Genomic DNA, 20,705 nt, shown 5'->3' on the forward strand with positions numbered 1-20,705 from the left:
GTACAATTAGCATATGGACGCTCTATATAGATTGCTCATTTTTGTTACAATTATCGTATGTTCTTTTACACCTGCGATGGCACAATCGGAGCCTGGCCCTATGGCCGACACTTTACTCCTGGATAACAGTATAAGACATGGACGTTTACCTAATGGTTTTACGTATTACATGAAATCACTAACCAAAGATCAACCCAAGCTGTATTTAAATTTTTACGTAAAGGCAGGGTATAACCAGGAGGATAAAGGGCAGCTCAACCTGGCCCATGCCCTGGAACATCTGGCATTTGAAACCACGGAAAATTTTCCTTTAGGATTATTTAATACCCTGGAGGTCGGGTTGTATCGCTTTAACGGAAGCACCGGCTCAAAAGGTACGAATTATAATTTTGATGTGCCGATAAACAATGTAGCGATTTTGGATACCGCTTTTCTATGGTTTAAAGATATTGCTACCGGGCTTACCTTATCCGATACCGATATTGACCATATCAGGGAAGAGTTACGACAGGAATTCCTGCTAAAGAACGGCAAAGATTTAAATAAGAGATTTGCAGAAGCAAATTTGCAAGCTGCGTTATTTCCGGGAAGAAAAAGCCGTGACCATTTTTTTGAGCACCTAAAAGCATTTAAGCCAGAAACATTAAGGCGTTTTTATAAGGATTGGTATCGCCCGGATTTGATGGCGTTAAGCGTCATCGGAAACATAAAGGACCTGGATGCGATGGAAAGGAAAATAAAAGAAACCTTTTCCGATATTCGTCCCCATAAGAATCCGAGGATACATGTGGATTTTGATTCCATCTATTTTGAACGACCGTCTCAGTATGTTGTTGTGGAAAAGCCAACAGGGGCAACTTCATCCATGCACAATGGTGATGTTGAAATTCAATTATTTTTCAGGGCCCCGGATGTGGCCGAAAAAATGCATACGTTGGATGGCATTAAAAGGTTAATCCGGTTACAACTGCTGATCGCCTTAGTAAGTGAACGTCTTAACGTAGCTACACATGCCTATAACTCTTTTTATGCAGGTGCTTTCGATCCGTACACATATGGTGACTTCCCTCCGACATTAGGCATTAAGATCAATGCAGAGCATTATGAAACAAGGACCGCATTGCAGCAGACAATACAAGTATTGCACCAACTCCAAAAATATGGTGCTCTTGAACAGGAATGGACTACTATTAAAAAAGAACGGCTTCAATCCATAAACAATACGGACAGTGCGTATGCCAAATATTGGGTCAATGAAATAGGGAACCAATTTTTACATGGACAAGCCCTACCATCTAATAAACAAGCCCTTTTAAAAAAGTGGCTATCTGATCTTTCTTTAGGAGATTTTAATGATTTTGTTCGTGAGTTTCTCTCCAAGACGCCGGAAGATATCGGCATCATAGTCCCTACCGGGGATAAAGCGTTGTCCTATGGAGAGCAGGAAATACGCTCCCGGATAAAAAATGCTTTTAAGAAACCGGTACACCCTTACATGCTACCTGAAACACCTACTGTGTTGATGCCCGTTGAGAAGACTGTGGGACTAAAGGAGAAAGGCTATATAGATAAAGGCATAGGAGAATCCGGGGCCAGGGAACTGGTTTTGGATAATGGCATACAGGTGGTCTTAAAATCCTATATACCATCTCCGGGGGTATATAGTGATAAGATTATGCTGCATGGCTTTAGCCCGAAGGGAGCCTCTTGTGCTTCCAAAGAAGATTATTATGCTGCCCTGCTGGCTCCGGGTATTGTGAAAAATGCCGGGGTGGGGGCTATGGACAAGTTTATGTTAAAGCGTTTCCTTTCAAACACCAGTATTTCGGTTTCTCCGTATATTGGATATTACGAAACGGGAATAACAGCAAACGCTGCCTTGAATGATGTGGAAAAAATGCTGCAACTGATTTATCTCTATATTACTACCCCACGTAAAGACCAGGAAGCTTTTAAAGACTGGAAACTGGAAGAACAAAAGTCCTATTATAATTCCTCCTCTAACATCATCCAGGCAGATTTTTATAATGCTATTGGAGAAATTACCGGGGACAGTTCGGTGAGAAGAAACCCTTTGAGCAGTAAAAGAGCCCTTCAAGGAACAAAACGTTTTAGAGGTATAAAGCAAGCCAACCTGGATAAGGCCTATGAAGCATACAAAAGTCTCTTTGGTCATGCCAAAGATTTTACATTTTTAATCAGTGGAGCGTTTGCTATGGATTCCGTATTGCCTTTAGTACAGAAATATTTGGGGAACCTTCCCGATATATCCGATTCACCTCAGTGTAGCCAGAAGCCGGCAAATACCGACGCCCCTTCTAACGGCCTCTCATACCATGAAATACCGCCCCCGGATTATCAAATGCATAATACCAGTTATAGTTTGCGCTTTATGTCAAAAGCATCTGATATGGATGATTGGCGGGAGGAGATAAAAATACGAGCTTTGGGTAGAATTGCCATGCTAAAAGCCTGGTCACTGCGCTTTGAAAAGGGATATTCGTTATATGACCTAAGTGCATCCGGACAGTTAAACAAGGATAAATCACGATATGAAATCAGTATTAACTTTAACTGTGAATTGAAGGAATTGCCATTACTGCGAGGGGACAGCAAAAAGATTATTCACCAAATAAAATCAGGCCAGGTAACACGGGAAATACTTCAAAAAACATTTAAGGAACTAAAATCTGCGTATAATCAAACAAACGCCACGACCCCAAGGGAAATGCAACATAGACTTTATAACCATTATCGTTATGAGTTGTCCTGGGTCGATTCTGTTGAAGCTGAAAACTATATTGAATCGTTAACCCTTAAAGATATTATGGATGCCGCTAATGTATACTGTAAGGAGGAAAACTTATTTGAATTTGTAATGAAAAATTAAAAAAACGTTTTGCTGAAGGCCACTTTCGGATATTTTTATAAACAATATCCCGCCAGGAAAATTCTTGACGGGATAGTTAATCAAAATTAAAGGTCAATAATGTTGCCATCACCTACTTTTGCAGTTTGAGGGTCCTCGGCATCATAAACCTGATGAACCTGGCCATCAATTCGAACCTGGCAAGGTTCATTTCCTTCACCACAGTTCAGTTCAACATCTAATGGTTCAAATTCACCATCTACCAAAATATAATCGGTAGTGGGGTCGCTTAATGTCATGGTGGCAAATGCCATTCCAATGGCCAATATAAAGGCCAACATCGGTAAAATCAATTTAAGACGTTTCATGACTAAAAAAATTAAAAATTACGCCTACTCTATCAGGTTTTCGGCTTCCCCTGTATGTATTGCGCAATACATATATTGTACTCGGATAATATTCATTTTTCCGGGATTGCTATAAGCAGTCCCCCTGAATACAGTAAAATTAGAACCGGGTTTTACGACGCGAAAGAAAAAAACGGTAAAAATTCTGCAAACCCGGTCAAAACCTTTCCGTTTTTTTCCTTTTTATGTTAAAGTTTAGCTTTACTTGTTTTTCAGGTACCGGCTAAGGGCATAGCGGAAGGATCGTTCATCGTTGTAACCGACGGATAAGTAAACATCCTTTGCACTTAAATCATTATGTTCCATTTGCGCAATGGCGTCGGTGACTCTAAGTTTGCTGTAATATTCGTGAGGAGTTATACCATACTCGCGTTTAAAGTGGTTGCGGAGGGTACGTTCGGTCACCTGAAATTGCAAAGCGAGGAAGCCGGCATTTAGAAGGTCGCTGCGGTAATGGTCGTCCAGGTACATCTTTACCCGGTGGGCCAGCTTGTGATACTGTGGCCCCAATACGGAATTATAGTGCCCCAGTATATACGAAAGATACTTCCGCAGGTTACCGTCCAGTACGCCTATATTGTTGTTTGAGTAGCTATACACCTTATAAAGCCAGCGCCGTACCTTACGGTCTATACGGCAGGTGTGCATCATGTGGTAGGGCCTGGAGCTGTGCCTGAATTTCTCAAGGATGAACTGGAGGCCGGGAAAGTCCGTGCTGATGTTTTCCAGCCATTCCGGGGCCATATTTACAAACAGAACGGTGTGATGCCCTTTGCCGGCATGTACCGTATACCGTCCGCTGCCATAATACAGCATGGCAAATGTATTGGCATGTACTTGTGTAACAGGGCATGTATTTCCGGAGGTGATGGACAGGGTACCCCCAAGCATAAAATAGAGAAACAACTGTCGCCTGGGAATTTCAAACGGGACAGCCATGGGCCTGTTGGCCTTGATATCAAACATATCGATATAAAATGGGGCACAGTGAATATACTGGCTTACGATCTCCAGCCCCTGTAAACGGTAGTAATGACATCGCTCGGCAAAGGACATTGGGAAGCGGCACCATTCCGGTAGCTTTTCGACGGGGTTGTCGTATACTAATTCTTTCGGTTTAAAGACCAGGACGTATGGTGTTTTCATAGCATAGGGGTTTATGCTTTGCCTGACACTGAGAGTCGAACGTTTTAAAATTTAAGGACTACACTCCGGCTGCTGGCATATTGAAATAAAATTACTGCTTTCAATATTAAAACCGGTATCCTAAGTGGATACAAAAAGTATAACGGGGGAATACTTTTGTGTAAGGTTTTTAACAATTTCGCTTACATACACGTCGTATTTCAGAGGTCTAATTCTCGAAACTCCGAACTTGAAATGGGGGTCTTATTTAAAACAGGCTCCAAAAACAATATAAAGTTCCCAAATCCAAAACGAAAACATTTATGCCAGAGGGAGAAAGATTTATCTATAAGGGAGTTTTTTGGGTGGGAAAATTGTTAATCCATGTGTTATCTTTAGGTTTTAAGGGATTTTTCGACATAGTCGATACAAAATCCCAATTTAGGGGGTGTTCTATTTATATAAAGGAGAAAAATCAGGTTCACTTAATTTCTTTCTGGTCGAGCCCTTTGGTGCTTTGACATGCTTAGCTGGAAAGAACGGATAAAGTGAGCCACCCAAAACGGATAAAAATGGGCAGTGAAAATTTTGTTACCTAAAAAATAAAAAACCCAGTGAAATCAGTACTTCATAAGGTTTTACGTATCTTGTGTGAATTTAAATGAATTATCATCAAGATTCTTGCCTTGCAAGATTCGGGTCGTTCGGTTTCTGATCTCAGCCGGGAGCAGGGCATCAGTCAGGCGACATTTTACAATGGAAGGGTAAGTATTCGGTGGTACAGCGTCCCCAGTAATGGTTTTGTCCATCGCTAAGCATTGGCTCCCCGTAATTTTCCAGTTTATGGGCCAGCCAGAGGGTTACTATCCACCATTCATAGATCTCCCACATCTACTGTTCAGCATTTTGCAGGGCTTCAATGTCATTTTCAAGGGCAGAGATACGGCTGATTAAAGCGGCATTATCCGGCTCGTCTTCCAGTTTTAATTCCGCTTCCGGAAGCTCTTCAGACCAGGTTTCCAGTTGGTCGTCTTTTTCCGTTTCACAGTAGGTATTTCCCGCTGCATCCCCACAGGCGCTTCAGCAGCCCTAAGCCTACCTTTGTACAATGATTCATGTGTAGATCAAACTTTTTGGTATTTTAAAAGTATGTACACGATGCGTACATCGTTTATACTTTGTTTTAAGTTTAGGAATAAATTCTTGGTAATTTGGTATATGGGAATCGGACTAAAAAATCGGTTTTCATATTAAGCCTTGTTAATCGGAAATAGGTCACCTTCTTGCGAATGTCCTATACCATAGCCGGAAGGGAACAACCCAGCTAGCGGACAGGCTCCCTCCGTGTGATTCATTTTTTTGTTGTATTCATAAGAGAGGAATTGGATATTTATTGCTTGTCTTTAACTTTCCGAAAATAATCTTCCATTTTGAGCAACAAACTGATAATCCCTGGACTCGCCTTCATACTTTTTAGAAGGGATTAAGGATAAACGACGAAGGAACGCGGGAATGATATTTTCGAAATTTATCTTAAACAAACAGGAATAGGTCTTAGTAGAATTGAGAGAGTAGAATATGTATTAGGTGAACTATATAAAAAGTAATTTTTTACCTGATTACGGAAATCCATAATGAAGATCCCGAATATTCACTTAATTTTATCTGAAAACCATTACAATATAAATTGTTTTGGCCTCATTGATCCTTACTGCTTCCCGTCTGGTGTTTTTTTACCAGGGAGTTGTTGCTCTGATTTTTATATTAAACCTGCTCCAATTCATCATATTATGAACATTAAGAAAATTCTTCAGAATGAATTCCGCTACCCCTTTCCCTGTTTTAAAAATCCGTATGTAGACACCTTGCAACACATTACGGATAATGAATGGATAGACGGGGCCTATCTTTATCTCTACCAAGAGAATGAAGCCGTTCGTAAAAAATACAAAAACACCCGAACGGCGCATATTGCTTCACATTGGTTTCCCACAGCGGGCCACGAACGCCTTTTGCCGGTATGCCGGCTGATGCTCTGGACGCTGTATAACGATGATATGTACGAGGAGATCACCCCCGAAGAACTTCCTTTCATACGCGATCGTTCCCTGGCTGTGCTCAATGGAGAGATGACAGGAGAAAACTCCCGTATTCCCTTGGAGCCTTTACTAGGCTCTTTAAGAAAAGAGTTCTTGCTATACCTCGCCCCGGCTTCCTACAACAGGTTTGTCACCATGATAAACCGTTATTTTCACGGTTTGGAAAAGGAGTTGATATATAAAGCCAATCATGAATATCCTGGCATTGCCGAATGCCTGGCCATACGGGAAGCCTCCCTTTGTCTTTATCCGTTTTTGCAACTTACGGAGATCGACACCGGGGTGACCTTGCCCGATGAAATTCATGACCACCCTGTGATCAGGAGGTTACAGACCCTGGCCAGCCGGATGATGCTTTTGTACAACGACGTGCAGTCTTTACAGAAAGACCAGCTTACCGGGGGGATTTATTACAACATGGTAAAGGTCATCGAATATCAGAAAGGGATTTCTATCGAAGCGGCCTGTGCCGAAGACATCCGCATGCATAGCGAAGACCTGAAAGAATTTTTGATGTTGCAGCGAAGCCTTCCCGATTTCGGAGAGTGGCATAGCGCTGTAGTTAATTGGGTGCACTATATGAGTATTACCCTGAGCGGATGGAAAACGGTCTCCTTTGATCTTGCCCGTTACAATACCACAACGGGATTTCCCTCAGCGGACATGTTAAAAAACAATCGGAATATTATAACTTAAGGATTCATACTATTAAAAATTAATACCATGCAAAAAACAATACAGGTACCTAAACCCACCTATCCCTGGCCAACCATTCAAAGCCCCTTGAGCGGCACTTTCTACGAAGAAGAGAACAACTGGTATGACCGGGATTATCAATTTTTATCATCGGAAGCGTTGGCAAGATATAAAAAAATGCGATTGGTTGACGTAGGGCCTTATATGGTACCCACAATTACCGACCGGGACAAAGTGCGTGCCATTGCACGTTTTGTAATTTACATGACAATAACAGATGATTATGTAGAACTTTTACCGGTAGCGGAAATAGCGGCTTTCAGGGACCGGATTTTTGATGTAATGATGGGGGACGATCCCCGGCCGGAAGAAATGGGGATACTTCGTCAAATGCAAACCGGCAGAAAGGAATGGATCGCCCTCGGGATGCCCGACTTCTGGATGGAACGGATAGCCAGGAATTATAAATACCGCTTTATTGCTGATGGGATCATGGAGGAATCACCGTATAAGATCAGTAAAGACATTCCCCCCGTTTCCCTCTTTCATTTGATTCGCGCCAATTCTATTGGAATGATACCATTTATTGATCAGATTAGTCCCTTGACCGGTTTTGCTTTGCCTGACTTTATTTATAATCATACGGTTATCCAGCGCCTGGTAATGCTTGAGGCCATAATTGTTGCGCTCCAAAATGACTTTGCCAGTATCAAAAAGGAGATACCGATAGAATCAGAGATGTTCAATATCATCACATTATTACAGCATCATAACAAACTGTCTTTTGATGAAGCCTGTGCGGAAGGGATGAGGATTCATGATGAATTTGTAGATGAATTTGTAACATTATCAAACCATCTTCCGGATTTCAGTCCGTATCAAAAAGAAACAGAAGAGTTTATTTACTACATAAAACTAATGATCAGTGGTTTGAATTCCTGGTATTATCGAAGTGGAACACCACGGTATGAACCAGGGGGGTATCCTGTACCACCAAAAAGGAATGGTGAAACGGATCAAGATTAAGTTTGATATCGTTCCCAAGAGCGGGGTGGGGATAAGTGTTATTCTTCCTTCCTAGCGGGATATAGATGAAGATTATATTCTTTTTCAGGATTGAACTGCCGGTTTTTTTAGCATCTTGACAGAATGAGGGAGAGGATATTATGTATCTCACAAATCTTAAGGTGTCATTGGTATGATGTTTGTTTTTTCCTACATTTAGTATGGTTAAATATTTATGAATTTATACTCGGATGTTGACCCAAAAGAAATCACATAATATATGTTAAAATATTTTTGTTTTAACCAGTCAACGGATTCTATTTTATAATCAATACAGATGAAAATACTTACTTGACTTATAAACTTAAAACTGATTTTTCATGTATGATAAAGCCCCAACTTATTCAGACAGAAACGATTCTTCTTGTCAAAAAGGCATAGCCATAGTAGGCATGTCCTGCCGTTTTCCCCGGGCATCTACATTATCGGAATTCTGGGAATTACTGAAACAAGGTAAAAACACGGTTACCTCCATACCCAAAGAAAGATGGGAGGTGGCGGATTTTTATGACCCTTCCCCCGAAGCCGTGAATAAAACCCATCAACGGGAGGCTTCGATGCTAACGGATATTCACGATTTTGACCCTTTGTTTTTCCGTATTTCCCCGGCGGAAGCTTCCGAAATGCACCCTTCCCAGAAATTAATGCTGGAACTGGTATGGGAAGCTATAGAAAATTCGAATATACCGTTCGATAAAGTACAGGGAAGCCGGGCCGGAGTGTATATAGGAAACATATGGAATGATTTTGAACATTATTGCCGGCAGAAAAATGCGTTGGTATCCTCACATTCTGCATTAGGACGGGCTGCCAATATAATTGCCAACCGGATCTCGTTTGTTTATGGTTTTACCGGCCCCAGCCTGGTCGTGGATACCGGTTGTTCCGCCTCCCTGGTAGCCCTGCACCTGGCATGTAGGAGTTTGTGGGAAGGAGATACGGAACTGGCTGTTGCGGGTGGGGTCAACCATCTTCTCGATCCCGGGCAGTATGTTTTGCTTTCGAAATTCGGCGGATTGTCTGTACAAGGACAATGCAGTGCATTTGACAAGGGGGCGGACGGTTTTGTTCGCGGAGAGGGCGGAGGGGTTCTCCTGTTAAAAGAATTGTCCCGGGCAGAAGCGGATGGAGATATGATCTATGCCGTTATACGCAATACGGCCGTCAATAATAACGGCCATAATGCAAACTTGCCAGCTACCAGTATCCCTGCGCAGGAACAATTGCTCCATAAAATCTATAAAGAATGTGGAATAGCCCCGCATGAAGTACATTATGTGGAAGCCCACGGAACCGGTACTAAAGTGGGAGATCCTACGGAGGCTAAAGCCCTTGGAACATTTTTTTCCAGGGAAAGAGAAGAAAACAAGTTGTACATTGGTTCTGTAAAAACAAATATAGGGCACCTGGAAGGCGCGGCAGGTATTGCAGGGGTGATAAAAGCGGTACTCTCCATGCAACACAAACAGTTACCGGCAAGTCTCCACTATCGGACCCCGAATCCCGATATTCCCTTCGAATCCCTCAAACTTGCGGTACAGCATCAACTCACTTCGTGGCCTGTTCTTAACGGGGAACGTTTGAAAGCCGGGGTCAATTCCTTCGGATGGGGAGGGACCAATGCCCATGTGATCCTGGAAGAATACCGGGAAAGTTACGCTATTACAAAGTCCCCTGCACCGATTACCCGAACAGGGTATTGCCTCCCGGTCTCGGCTAAATCCACAGCGGCCTTAAAAGATTATACAAGGGCTTATGCCGCAATATTAAAAAATGCGCCGGACACTGTTGTTCGGGATATTTGTGTTGCATCCGCTATGTTAAAACCGGCTTTTGATCACCGGGTATTATTTACGACAGAGCACAGGGATGAATTGCTCGAAGCACTGGAAAATTTTGCACAGGGGACGGAGGAGATCATCCCCCTTAATCTATCCTCATCCATAAATAAGTTGGTCATGGTGTTTCCCGGGCAAGGAGGACAATGGATTGGCATGGGAAAGGAACTTCTTAAAAAAGAGCCGGTGTTTAAAGAGGTCATAGAAGCCTGTGCCCGGGCTTTCCGTTCCTACACGGACTGGAACCTGGTGGAGGTGCTGCAAGCTACTCCGGAGATCAACCGTTTACAGGAAATCGATGTCATCCAACCTGCCTTGTGCGCCATACAAATTGCGCTGGCCAGGCTTTGGATGTCCTGGGGCATATACCCGGATGGAGTGGTAGGACATAGTATGGGGGAGGTGGCAGCTGCACATATTGCGGGGATATTATCCCTGGATGATGCCGCCCGTATTATCTGTAAGCGTAGCGCCCTGATGAAAACAGTGAGTGGTAAGGGAGGGGCGATGATGGTCACGGAACTGTCCTATAAAGAAGCCAGTGGATGGATAGAAAGGGAATACCCGGAATTGTCCGTTGCCGTAAACAACAGTCCCAGGTCTACCGTATTGGCGGGAGACCAAAAAGTTATGGATAAGGTCAAATCCGTACTGGAGCAGCGGGATATTTTCTGTCGGCAGGTAAAAGTGGATGTGGCTTCCCACAGTAGGCAAATGGATCCGCTTACAGGAGAACTCAAGGAAGCACTACAGGATATTAAACCACAACCCGGAACGATCCCGGTTTTCTCTACTTGCCGGAATAAGATAGTAGACGGGGAGGAACTTCATGCAGATTACTGGGTGGATAACCTGCGAAATACGGTACAGTTCACTTCTGCTATGACATATTTGATGAATGAGGGATATACGGTTTTTATGGAGATCGGACCCCATCCCGTGTTGTCGAACGCGATAAAGGAGTGTGCCGGAGATTTTAAAAAACAAATAATTACGGCAGCCTCGCTTTACCGGGAAGAACCGGAACTGCCATCACTGTACAGAAACCTGGGAAACTTATACGAACAGGGGTATACTATAGATTGGACCCGTTTTTACGGTACCACCAAGGCACCGGATGTGGTATTACCGAATTATCCTTTTCAGCGCGAACATTTTGAGATCAAAGACAGGTCTCACCTGGTGACCGATACCGGAAAAAGTCCCCGGTTCCCGTTAGAGGGGAAGGCCATACCTCTTGCCGATTCCGAAGATACCCGCTACCTGGAAAGGCAAATCAGCCTGGAAATGTTACCTTTCCTAAAAGATTTCAGGATTAATGATGCTTTTGTCATCCCCGAATCGGTTTATATCGAAATGCTCTTACAGGTAGTAGGCAAAGAGAACACTACAGATGTTCCAGTTATTACCGGGCTACATTTTTTGAAATCCGTTATTTTACCACTAGAAGGATGTATAACCATACAATTCAAGTTAGATCGTCAGGATAAAGGTTTTTCGTTTAAATTCTTTGTAAAGGCCGATCATATATATGATGACGGTCAATGGGAACCGGTTGCTATGGGAAAGATTGTTTTCCGGTCACAGGCTGAATTACATTTCACAAAAACTGTAGAGCTCCTCCGGACGGATGAAATTCCCGAGGCATTATCTTATTACAATGCCCTTCGAACACTGGGATTAGATTATCAGGGTTCGTTCCTGGGACTTCGGGAGATCGGCAAGAATGACAGGTTCCCGGAAGAGGTACATTTTCGTATCCGGCCGGACAAGCACATCCTGGAGTCCGCAGATAGCTATCGGGTACATCCGGGATTACTGGATGCTTGTTTTCAGCCGATATACTATACAGCCATAGAAAATACCGGAATACAACCCGGGCGGGCTGCATTTCTTACAGCTGCGGAAGAAATAACAATAGCCGGTATTCCGGATGGTGCCCAGGAGTTGTATGGAAGCATTGTATTCGGAATACTGAAAAATGAAGAAGGGGGAGGGACGACCATTTCCGCAGATATAGCTATTTATGATTATACCGGAAATCCGGTACTGAAAATAAAAAAACTGGAAGGAAAACTACTTGGAGAACAGCTTGCACAAGACCATTATTTAGGGACCTTTTCTCATCCGGAACAAGGTGAAGAACAGGATAGTGAAGAATTCCTCTCCCGTTTTCAATCCCTTTCTTCCAGGGAGGAAAAGCAGGAAGCGGCAGAGCAGCTGTTGGTGAAGCATGTTGCGGGAATCACCAAAATACCCCCGGGCCGTATCCGCCCTTCCGTAACATTTAAAGATGTCGGCGTAGATTCGCTTATGACCCTACTGCTGCGCAATGACCTGGAGGAAGAACTTTCCTTGAAATTACCGGTCTCCGCCTTCTGGTCTCATCCTAGCATAGCGGCTTATGCTGCACTGATTGTGGGTATTATGGATAATCGGGAAGATAAGGAACATTCTTTAGCTACAGGCACGAATAAGGTGGCTGTGGATATTACGGATTGGCTTGTTATTTCCCGGCCTCGTCCGGAATCCCGATACAGATTGTTTTGCTTTCACGATGCCGGGGGGGATTCTTCTTTGTTTCGGGGATGGGAGCACCTGTTAGGGACAGATATAGAACTGGTAGCTGTGGAACTGCCGGGGCGGGGAACGAGGTTAACTGAAAATGCCTATACGGATATACATCGGCTTGTTACCGATATCATATCGGAACTTTTACCGATCCTGGATAAACCTTTCCTGTTTTTTGGTCACAGTATGGGGGGATTACTGGCATTTGAGATTGCAAGGGAACTTAGAAACTTACATTATAACTTGCCCGAAAAACTGATCCTTTCGGGAATGCCCGGGCCTGTGAATTATTTCCCCCGGGAAGTAATGAGTACATTTAACGATACAGAGCTCACCGGGATATTTCCACATCTAGAAAAAATTCGACACCAGGATAAGGAATTGTTTCAATTGTTGATAAAACGCTTACGGGACGATTTGCTTCTACTGAATCGTTACCGTTATGTCCCGAAGCAAAAGTTGCCTGTTCCCCTGATAACCATTCATGGCAAGGAAGACCAGCGTGTTAACAGGGAACAGGTCGAAGAATGGCGTTTTGAAACCTCACAACCGGTTAAAGTGATTTCCAGGCCGGGAGGACACCGCTACCTGGAAAATGATCGTTTGTACCTAACCGCTATGATAGCGGAGGAAGTAAGAGCGCTGGTACCGGATAAAATAGTATTATAAAGAATAAGGCAACTATCGAAGCACATGTTTTTATTCAGGCATTTATTGAATGAATTATGTAAATAACTGACCAATTATGACAAATAGATTTATTAAGGAAGAAATTGTAGGTACCTGGAAACTGCTTTCATGGGTATATTACGATAATGATAACAAACCCGTTCACTATTTCGGAGAAAGTGTTGAGGGGATATTAATGTATGATAAGAGTGGCTTGATGAATGCGCAGTTAATGAGGCCGGAACGCCCTCTTTTCAATTCCACTTCAATCAATAGTGGTACTCAGGAGGAAATACGCATGGCTTTTGATGGCTACCTGGCTTATTACGGGAAGTATGAGGAAACACGCCCCGGTGAAATTGTACATACGGTTGAGGGCAGCCTGCTTCCCAATTGGATTGGGAGTAAGCAAGTGAGGTATGCCCGTGTTGAAGGGGACGAACTTCTTATATATACGCCTCCCATACCTTCCCAACAGGGAGAGGTTGTTTTTTACCTGAAATGGGTGAGGATTTCCGGGTAAGGTATTTGGAAATTAAGGGAGGCTTTTTATTGCGATCTATCGAGACCCATTGCTTCGGGGCAACAGGTATGCGGATAAGTTTAAAATCAAGGGTGAATTTTTAATTTAACTATTGGTCTCATAGTTGTTTGTGGTCATTCGAGCGTAGTGGTCATGAGGCGTTTGATTGATCTGCTGAACATTGAATTGGTCCGATCGTTCATGAAAATGCAAGATCAAAAATACCTGGACAATCTCAGGATAAAGACAGAAGACGGGAACTAACATAATAAAGGGCGTTTGCCAAATGAATGCTACGGTGGCACACCAAAATATCTTTAACAATCCTTATTCAAAATGATGGTTGCTTATTGATCCCGAAAGCGAAGGGGCGATAAAAAGATGAAAGAGGAGAGGATCTGTCTTTTGGATAAGCTTATCTATACTTAGTTTAAGAAGGGGGTCAGGAGATATAAGGGGCAAAACATAGGCATGTCCGAAGTCCACCTGTTCCCAGGAAAGTTGTAGGTAATCTTCAGGACGTACAGTTGGTGGTGGCGATGAATACTACCCCACAATACGGTAGACCCGGGAGCCTTGGATGTTATGGAATAGGAGGCTTCCGATGGCCCTAATGCCTTCATAAGGTCGGCCACACCTTCCGATAACTCACTACCTCTCTGGTCAAAGTCATAGCTATAATGAAGTTGCGGAGCTTTTCCTTTTAAAGGATAGCGGGTATATGTGGTGATGTAAACAGAAGGTATTCCCCCTTAATGGCGAAAGAATTTCATTTTTGGTATAGGTCCAACCTGCTTTGCTGAAGTCCGGCTGTAGATCATAGACTTCATTATCTTTCAAAGACAGTAATTCCAAGAGTTCCAGGTCCGCTTCTGTAATCTTTATTTGAACTCGTCTTGAGTTGTCGTATTTGAGCGAAAAGTCGTGCTTTTGTTCACTAATGAAGTAATTTTGGATCCCGATTTTATCGGGAGCATAGCAGCGTTACGGTTCGAGAAAATTACGAAATTAGGGGAGGCAGGAACGTTAAGAAAATGTCTGGTGGACATTTTTAGCGACTGGCCAGACTGCCACTAGGGCAATGATTTTGTAGGTAATAGAACAACTCAAGACGAGTTCTTTGTATGTCTGATAAAGCCGGGCGCGAAGGAGAAGAAATTATTCTGGATAAAATTTTTTCCATATTATGTCGATGATCGCCTTGAACAGGAGGTGTTATGGTCAAAAGAAGAAGACTATCTCCCAAAATCGGACTTCCAAATCCGGGTTTAAAAGTTTCCAAACGGTAGCAAATAGTATCAGCCTGAATTATCGATCCATACTAAACTACTTTATAAACAGAAGCACCAATGCCTCTGCCAAATCCTTTAATACCAAAAGAAAAGCCCTTAGAGTACATTTTAGAGGGGTCAGGAATACAGAGTTTACCTATTCAGACTATCTAGAATTTTTTGCCTAGTCCACAAATTTTGGGAATGATCCGAACTAATTCTGTCAGTAAAATTGTCAGTATAAAAAACAAAAACCCTGTAAAATAAATACTTTACAAGGCTTTTCTGTACTCGGGGCGGGACTTGAACCCGCACGAACATTGCTGCTCATTGGATTTTAAGTCCAACGTGTCTACCAATTCCACCACCCGAGCGTGAAATCAAATTATTTCAACAACTCCGGTGATTGAACCTTTCGACTGCGTTGCAGACAGACGAACTCAGGGTAAACTGGAGCCGAGATCGAGCGAAAAACGGGATTCGAACCCGCGACCTCCACCTTGGCAAGGTGGCGCTCTACCAACTGAGCTATTTTCGCATTTTATAAGAACGTACCCTTCCGGGGATTATTGCGGATGCAAATTTAACGCTTTTCTATAAATAGCAAAGAATTTTTTGAAAAAAGACTGCTTTTTTAACTGTAGTGTCCCGACTTTTTTGTGCATGATCCGCAATGCCGTTGAAAGTGAAACGATTAAGTTTTCTCTGGTGTCGGCCATTATTTGGCTTTGCTGAGCATGCGTTTTATTTCATTCAGTTTCATCAATGCTTCCACAGGGGTTAGGGTGTCGATATCCGTATGCAATATTTCTTCGCGGATATCTTCGAGAAGAGGATCATCCAGGTTGAAGAAGCTCAGTTGCATATCGTCCTGTGCCGATTTCAGGTCGTCGGATAATTCGCCTGCGGAGTGGGATTTCTCCAGCTTTTTAAGGATTTTATTCGCTTTCCGGATGACCTGTTGCGGCATCCCGGCCATTTTGGCCACATGGATACCGAAGCTGTGTTCGCTGCCCCCGGGAACCAGTTTACGAAGGAAAAGTACCTTGTCTTTCAGTTCCTTTACCGATACGTTGTAGTTTTTTATCCGGGCGAAGGTCTCACTCATTTCATTGAGTTCGTGATAGTGCGTGGCAAAAAGTGTTTTTGCCTTGGAGGGATGTTCGTGCAGGTATTCGGAAATGGCCCATGCTATGGAAATTCCGTCATATGTACTGGTTCCCCGGCCTATTTCGTCCAGGAGTACCAGGCTGCGTTCCGAAATATTGTTCAGGATGGAGGCTGTTTCGTTCATCTCTACCATAAAAGTGGATTCTCCCATAGATATATTATCACTGGCCCCCACACGGGTGAAGATCTTGTCTACAATACCGATGCGTGCTTCATCGGCAGGGACAAAGCTTCCCATCTGTGCGAGAAGGACAATAAGTGCTGTCTGTCGCAGTATGGCCGATTTACCACTCATATTGGGTCCGGTGATCATAATGATCTGTTGTTCCTCCCGGTCAAGGAAAACATCATTGGCGATATACGCTTCGCCTATGGGCAGTTGTTTTTCGATAACGGGATGCCTTCCGTTCTTTATCTGCAGTTCGAAAGATTCATCTATTTGCGGGCAGGTGTAATGGTTTTCCCCGGCAAGCCGGGCAAAACTGCTGAGGCAATCCAGTTGCGCCACCACTGCCGCATTGGCCTGCACAGGGGAAATGAACTGTTTCATCCATTCCACCAGTTGTGCGAACAATTGTTGTTCCAGTTGCAGTATTTTTTCTTCGGCACCCAGTATTTTCGCTTCGTATTCCTTCAACTCTTCCGTAATATAGCGCTCCGCGTTTACGAGGGTCTGTTTCCGGGTCCATTCTTCCGGCACCTTGTTTTTGTGCGCATTGCGGACTTCGATATAATAACCGAACACATTATTGGAGTCGATTTTGAGTGAGGGGATTCCCGTTCTTTGCGATTCCCGTTCCAGCATCCGGTCGAGATAATCTTTGCCCGAAAAGGCAAGGTTTCGCAATTCGTCGAGTTCTGCAGAGAATCCGGAAGCTATGGCATTGCCTTTCTGTATGTTTACCGGTGCTTCTTCGTGCAGGGTTTCTTTGATCTTGGCCCGCAGGGTATCGCATAAGTGCAGTTTGTCTCCCAGTAATTTCAATGCTTCTTCTCCGCTTTCCGATGCCAGGGCTTTTATCGGTACGATAGCTTCGAGCGAATTTTTGAGCTGGATGACTTCTCTGGGGTTGATCTTCCCTGTAGCTACTTTGGAAATCAGCCGTTCGATGTCGCCTATCTGCTTCACCTGGTTGCGTATTTTCTGTAATACGGTGTCATGCTCCAGGAAATACCGGACCACGTGATGCCGTTGTTTTATTTTTCCGGCATTTTTCAGCGGCAGGGCCAGCCAGCGTTTCAGCATGCGGCCCCCCATTGGCGAAATGGTTTTGTCTATAACATCAATGAGCGTTACGGCATTGGTGGCGGTGGAACTGTAGAGTTCCAGGTTGCGGATCGTAAAGCGGTCCATCCATATGTATTCATCCTCTGCGATGCGGTTTACGGAAGTAATGTGCTGGAGCTGGTTGTGCTGGGTCTCCGACAGGTAATGAAGTGCTGCGCCCGAAGCAATGATACCTTCTTCAAGATGGTCTATTCCGAAACCTTTTAACGAACTTGTTTTAAAATGGTTCGTAAGGGTTTCCATGGCAAAGTCTTCCTGGTAAACCCAGTCTTCCATAAAAAAGGAATGAAAATCGTTTCCGAAGACGGAGAGGAATTCCTGTTTGTTCTTTTTGGACACCAGGACTTCACTCGGGTTGAAATTCCGCAACAGTTTGTCCGCGTATTCCGTATTTCCCCTGGAGGTCAGAAACTCCCCGGTAGAAATGTCGAGAAAAGCGAGGCCGATCTGTTTTTTACCGAAATGCAGGGCACAGAGAAAATTATTGGTCTTGGCATGTAAAATATCATCGTTCAGGGCCACACCGGGCGTTATGAGTTCGGTGACGCCCCGTTTTACGATCTTTTTGGTAAGTTTCGGGTCTTCCAGCTGGTCGCATATGGCTACGCGCTCCCCGGCCTTTACCAGTTTTGGCAGGTAAGTGTTGAGGGAATGGTGGGGAAAACCGGCCAGTTCACTACGGTCTCCGCCATTGTTGCGGTGCGTCAGTACAATGCCCAGTATGCCGGCGGCCTTTACAGCATCTGCCCCGAAGGTCTCGTAAAAGTCCCCCACACGGAACAGGAGCAGGGCATCCGGGTATTTTGCCTTGATCTGGTTGTACTGCTTCATTAACGGCGTTTCCTTCTTACTTTTTGTCGATGCCAATGTTTTTTCTGGTTTTTCTGGTTTCTTATTCTTTGGTTGCCGGGTGTTTTGCACCCCTCCTGTCCCCCTCAAAGGGGGAGTAACGCTTTTTTAAAGAATTAAGGTGCCCCTTCTTCCTAACTCCTTTTTGATAAGGGCGAATTTATGAATAATTTTATCCGTTTGAAATTTTTTGTTCACAGTAAAAGCCCCGATCCCGGGGTTTTGTATTGGATGACAAAAGGTTAATTTTGCATTGCATTGTGGAACGAAAAAAAGCAAGTATGCGAAAACTGAAGAACAGTGAACTGGGACGTCTACAGGTAGAAGAATTTAAAAATACGGTAAAGACCCCTTTGATCGTTATTCTCGACAATATAAGAAGCCTTAATAATATAGGGTCCGTCTTCCGGACAGCCGATGCCTTCCGGATCGAAAAGATATATCTTTGTGGTATAACGGCCACCCCTCCGCATAAGGATATCCATAAAACCGCTCTTGGCGCTACTGACAGTGTAGACTGGGAGTATGTGAAAGATACCCATGTGCTTGTGAACAGATTAAAAACGGAAGATGTTGTTACCGTGGCTATAGAACAGGCGGAAAATGCGGTGATGCTTAATGACTTTACTCCGGAAAAGGGTAAAAAATATGCGGTGATCTTCGGGAATGAAGTAAAAGGAGTGGAGCAGGAAGTAGTGTCCGGTTGTGATATGGTTATAGAAATACCGCAATACGGGACCAAGCATTCCCTGAATATTTCGGTAAGCGCCGGGGTAGTGCTGTGGGACCTTTTTAATAAGATAGGAACGGTACATCAATAACAGGGGGGAGCATGCTTTTTTATGATAAAATTTTCGAGAATACGGATTTTTCCGTGGAGCCGCCGGAAAAGGGCGAATATGAGGATTGTTCGTTTGTACGCTGCAACTTTTCCCGTGCGGACCTGTCCGGGATTGATTTTTTCGAATGCCGTTTTTCGCATTGCGACCTCAGTATGGTAAAGCCGGTGCATACAGCTTTCCGGGATGTCTCTTTTGAACATTGCAAGCTGCTGGGAGTCTCTTTTGACCAGTGCAACGATATCCTGCTTTCTTTCCGCTTCGGGAATTCTGTTCTGGATTTTTCTTCTTTCCACCGCATGAAGTTGAAAGGAATTCATTTTAAAGACTGCAAACTGGAAGGGGTGGATTTTAGTGAATGCGATCTGCAAAATGCCGTTTTTGAAAACTGTGACCTTAGCGGGGCGGTTTTTGAAAATACCAACCTCGGGGGCGCCGATTTCCGGACTTCATTCAATTTTTCGATAGACCCCGACGGGAACTGCCTTCGGAAAGCCAGGTTTTCTATGGACGGGGCAGCCAGGTTACTGGAGAAATACGGCGTTATTCTGGACTAAATCAGTTTCTTATTCTTTCGGAACATAGGCCTCTTCGTATCGTGACCATATTTCGTAGATAGGTTTGCCGGCAGAACTTTTGCCACTATGGTGCCATTTACCGTCTTTTACCTCGTAGTTGAATTCCAGCGAAGCGCCGACCCTGCTGTTATCCCTGGAAAAGAATGTGATCTGCTCCGTATATTTTCCGTCCTCAGCAGTATAAGTACCGCCGCCGGTACCGTGGAATTCTTTGGTCCCGGAATTAAAGGCGACCCATTGGAACCTTCCGCCACTCAATATTTTTATCGTCCGCCGGTCACCGGGGGTCATCTCTCGTACTTCTCCCTCTGTATTAGCCCTTCCGGTAATGACCCAGTTACCGGTAAGGTCGTCTTTTTGGCCGGATAACCTGGTCCATGTTTCGGTACCTCCGTTTGCCTGCTTCAGGACGATCTGTTTATCGGTTGCAGCCAGCGAGTAGGTTTGTTTCTTCCCTATCTTTTCCGGGTCGGTTGTATAAAAATCGGGTATTTCCGTGTATTCATCCTCTTCCAGTAAATATTCTCCTCCGCCCGTATCCGTAAATTCATTGTTATCCGTTTTTTTGCCCCCGAAGGCAAAATATCCGTCCTGGTAGATGCGGATGTATTCCACATTATTGATTTCCGTTCCGTTTTTGTGGGTCAGCTTCCACGACCCCTCCAGTTTCTGGGCGTAGAAGGTCCCGGAGGAAAAAAATACGAGTAGTAAGACAGGTATATGTTTCATGATTTCAGGTATTTGCTATGTCTAGTAAAGATACGTTTTTTTTATTTTTTGTCCTTGGGGAAAAAATGAACCTTGAAAAGGATTCCGTAAACCGGACGGATTTTATTCAGAAAATATAA

At 43.9% G+C, this 20,705-nt stretch carries 13 protein-coding genes and 2 tRNA genes; 8 read left to right on the plus strand and 7 right to left on the minus strand.

Annotated elements, in window-relative coordinates:
• Positions 1-13: 13 nt before the first annotated feature.
• Positions 14-2,890, plus strand: a complete 2,877-nt coding sequence (locus ED312_RS14640) for a M16 family metallopeptidase (RefSeq protein WP_123216768.1) — start codon at positions 14-16, stop codon at positions 2,888-2,890.
• Positions 2,891-2,976: 86 nt separating this feature from the next.
• Here the strand turns inward: ED312_RS14640 and ED312_RS14645 are convergent, their stop codons facing one another.
• The 3 genes from ED312_RS14645 to ED312_RS23830 all read right to left on the minus strand — a co-directional run bounded on the left by ED312_RS14645 (position 2,977) and on the right by ED312_RS23830 (position 5,292).
• Entirely contained in the window at positions 2,977-3,237 is a 261-nt protein-coding gene (locus ED312_RS14645; RefSeq protein WP_148044306.1) for a DUF6520 family protein, read from the minus strand.
• Between the two features lie 240 nt (positions 3,238-3,477).
• Positions 3,478-4,422, minus strand: coding sequence for an AraC family transcriptional regulator (locus ED312_RS14650; protein WP_123216770.1), 945 nt, complete (start codon positions 4,420-4,422; stop codon positions 3,478-3,480).
• A gap of 714 nt (positions 4,423-5,136) precedes the next feature.
• Entirely contained in the window at positions 5,137-5,292 is a 156-nt protein-coding gene (locus ED312_RS23830) for a hypothetical protein (protein ID WP_170164528.1), read from the minus strand.
• 899 nt (positions 5,293-6,191) lie between these two features.
• Between ED312_RS23830 and ED312_RS14660 the strand changes: the two genes are divergently transcribed.
• The 5 genes from ED312_RS14660 (at position 6,192) to ED312_RS14680 (ending at position 15,321) form a co-directional block, all read left to right on the plus strand.
• On the plus strand, positions 6,192-7,196 hold the full coding sequence (locus ED312_RS14660; RefSeq protein ID WP_123216772.1) for a terpene synthase family protein: 1,005 nt from the start codon (positions 6,192-6,194) through the stop codon (positions 7,194-7,196).
• 27 nt (positions 7,197-7,223) lie between these two features.
• On the plus strand, positions 7,224-8,222 hold the full coding sequence (locus tag ED312_RS14665; RefSeq protein ID WP_123216773.1) for a terpene synthase family protein: 999 nt from the start codon (positions 7,224-7,226) through the stop codon (positions 8,220-8,222).
• A 359-nt stretch (positions 8,223-8,581) separates the two neighbouring features.
• Positions 8,582-13,339 carry a type I polyketide synthase gene (locus ED312_RS14670; protein ID WP_123216774.1) on the plus strand — a complete coding sequence of 1,586 codons (4,758 nt, stop codon included), beginning with the start codon at positions 8,582-8,584 and terminating at the stop codon, positions 13,337-13,339.
• Positions 13,340-13,415: 76 nt separating this feature from the next.
• Positions 13,416-13,862, plus strand: a complete 447-nt coding sequence (locus tag ED312_RS14675; RefSeq protein ID WP_123216775.1) for a lipocalin-like domain-containing protein — start codon at positions 13,416-13,418, stop codon at positions 13,860-13,862.
• 1,192 nt (positions 13,863-15,054) lie between these two features.
• Positions 15,055-15,321 carry a transposase gene (locus ED312_RS14680; protein ID WP_240643116.1) on the plus strand — a complete coding sequence of 89 codons (267 nt, stop codon included), beginning with the start codon at positions 15,055-15,057 and terminating at the stop codon, positions 15,319-15,321.
• 100 nt (positions 15,322-15,421) lie between these two features.
• Here ED312_RS14680 and ED312_RS14685 read toward each other — a convergent pair.
• The 3 genes from ED312_RS14685 to mutS all read right to left on the minus strand — a co-directional run bounded on the left by ED312_RS14685 (position 15,422) and on the right by mutS (position 18,422).
• Positions 15,422-15,507, minus strand: a tRNA-Leu gene (locus ED312_RS14685).
• A 91-nt stretch (positions 15,508-15,598) separates the two neighbouring features.
• Positions 15,599-15,671 (minus strand) — tRNA-Gly (locus ED312_RS14690).
• Between the two features lie 180 nt (positions 15,672-15,851).
• Positions 15,852-18,422 carry a DNA mismatch repair protein MutS gene (gene mutS / locus ED312_RS14695; protein ID WP_123216817.1) on the minus strand — a complete coding sequence of 857 codons (2,571 nt, stop codon included), beginning with the start codon at positions 18,420-18,422 and terminating at the stop codon, positions 15,852-15,854.
• Positions 18,423-18,721: 299 nt separating this feature from the next.
• Between mutS and ED312_RS14700 the strand changes: the two genes are divergently transcribed.
• Positions 18,722-19,261, plus strand: a complete 540-nt coding sequence (locus tag ED312_RS14700) for an RNA methyltransferase (RefSeq protein ID WP_123216776.1) — start codon at positions 18,722-18,724, stop codon at positions 19,259-19,261.
• A gap of 11 nt (positions 19,262-19,272) precedes the next feature.
• Positions 19,273-19,836 carry a pentapeptide repeat-containing protein gene (locus ED312_RS14705; protein WP_123216777.1) on the plus strand — a complete coding sequence of 188 codons (564 nt, stop codon included), beginning with the start codon at positions 19,273-19,275 and terminating at the stop codon, positions 19,834-19,836.
• A gap of 9 nt (positions 19,837-19,845) precedes the next feature.
• On the opposite strand, the gene ED312_RS14710 is transcribed toward ED312_RS14705, so the two are convergent.
• Entirely contained in the window at positions 19,846-20,586 is a 741-nt protein-coding gene (locus tag ED312_RS14710; protein ID WP_123216778.1) for a hypothetical protein, read from the minus strand.
• Positions 20,587-20,705: the final 119 nt, after the last annotated feature.

Source organism: Sinomicrobium pectinilyticum (assembly GCF_003725735.1).
In the GTDB taxonomy this organism is placed as follows: domain Bacteria; phylum Bacteroidota; class Bacteroidia; order Flavobacteriales; family Flavobacteriaceae; genus Sinomicrobium; species Sinomicrobium pectinilyticum.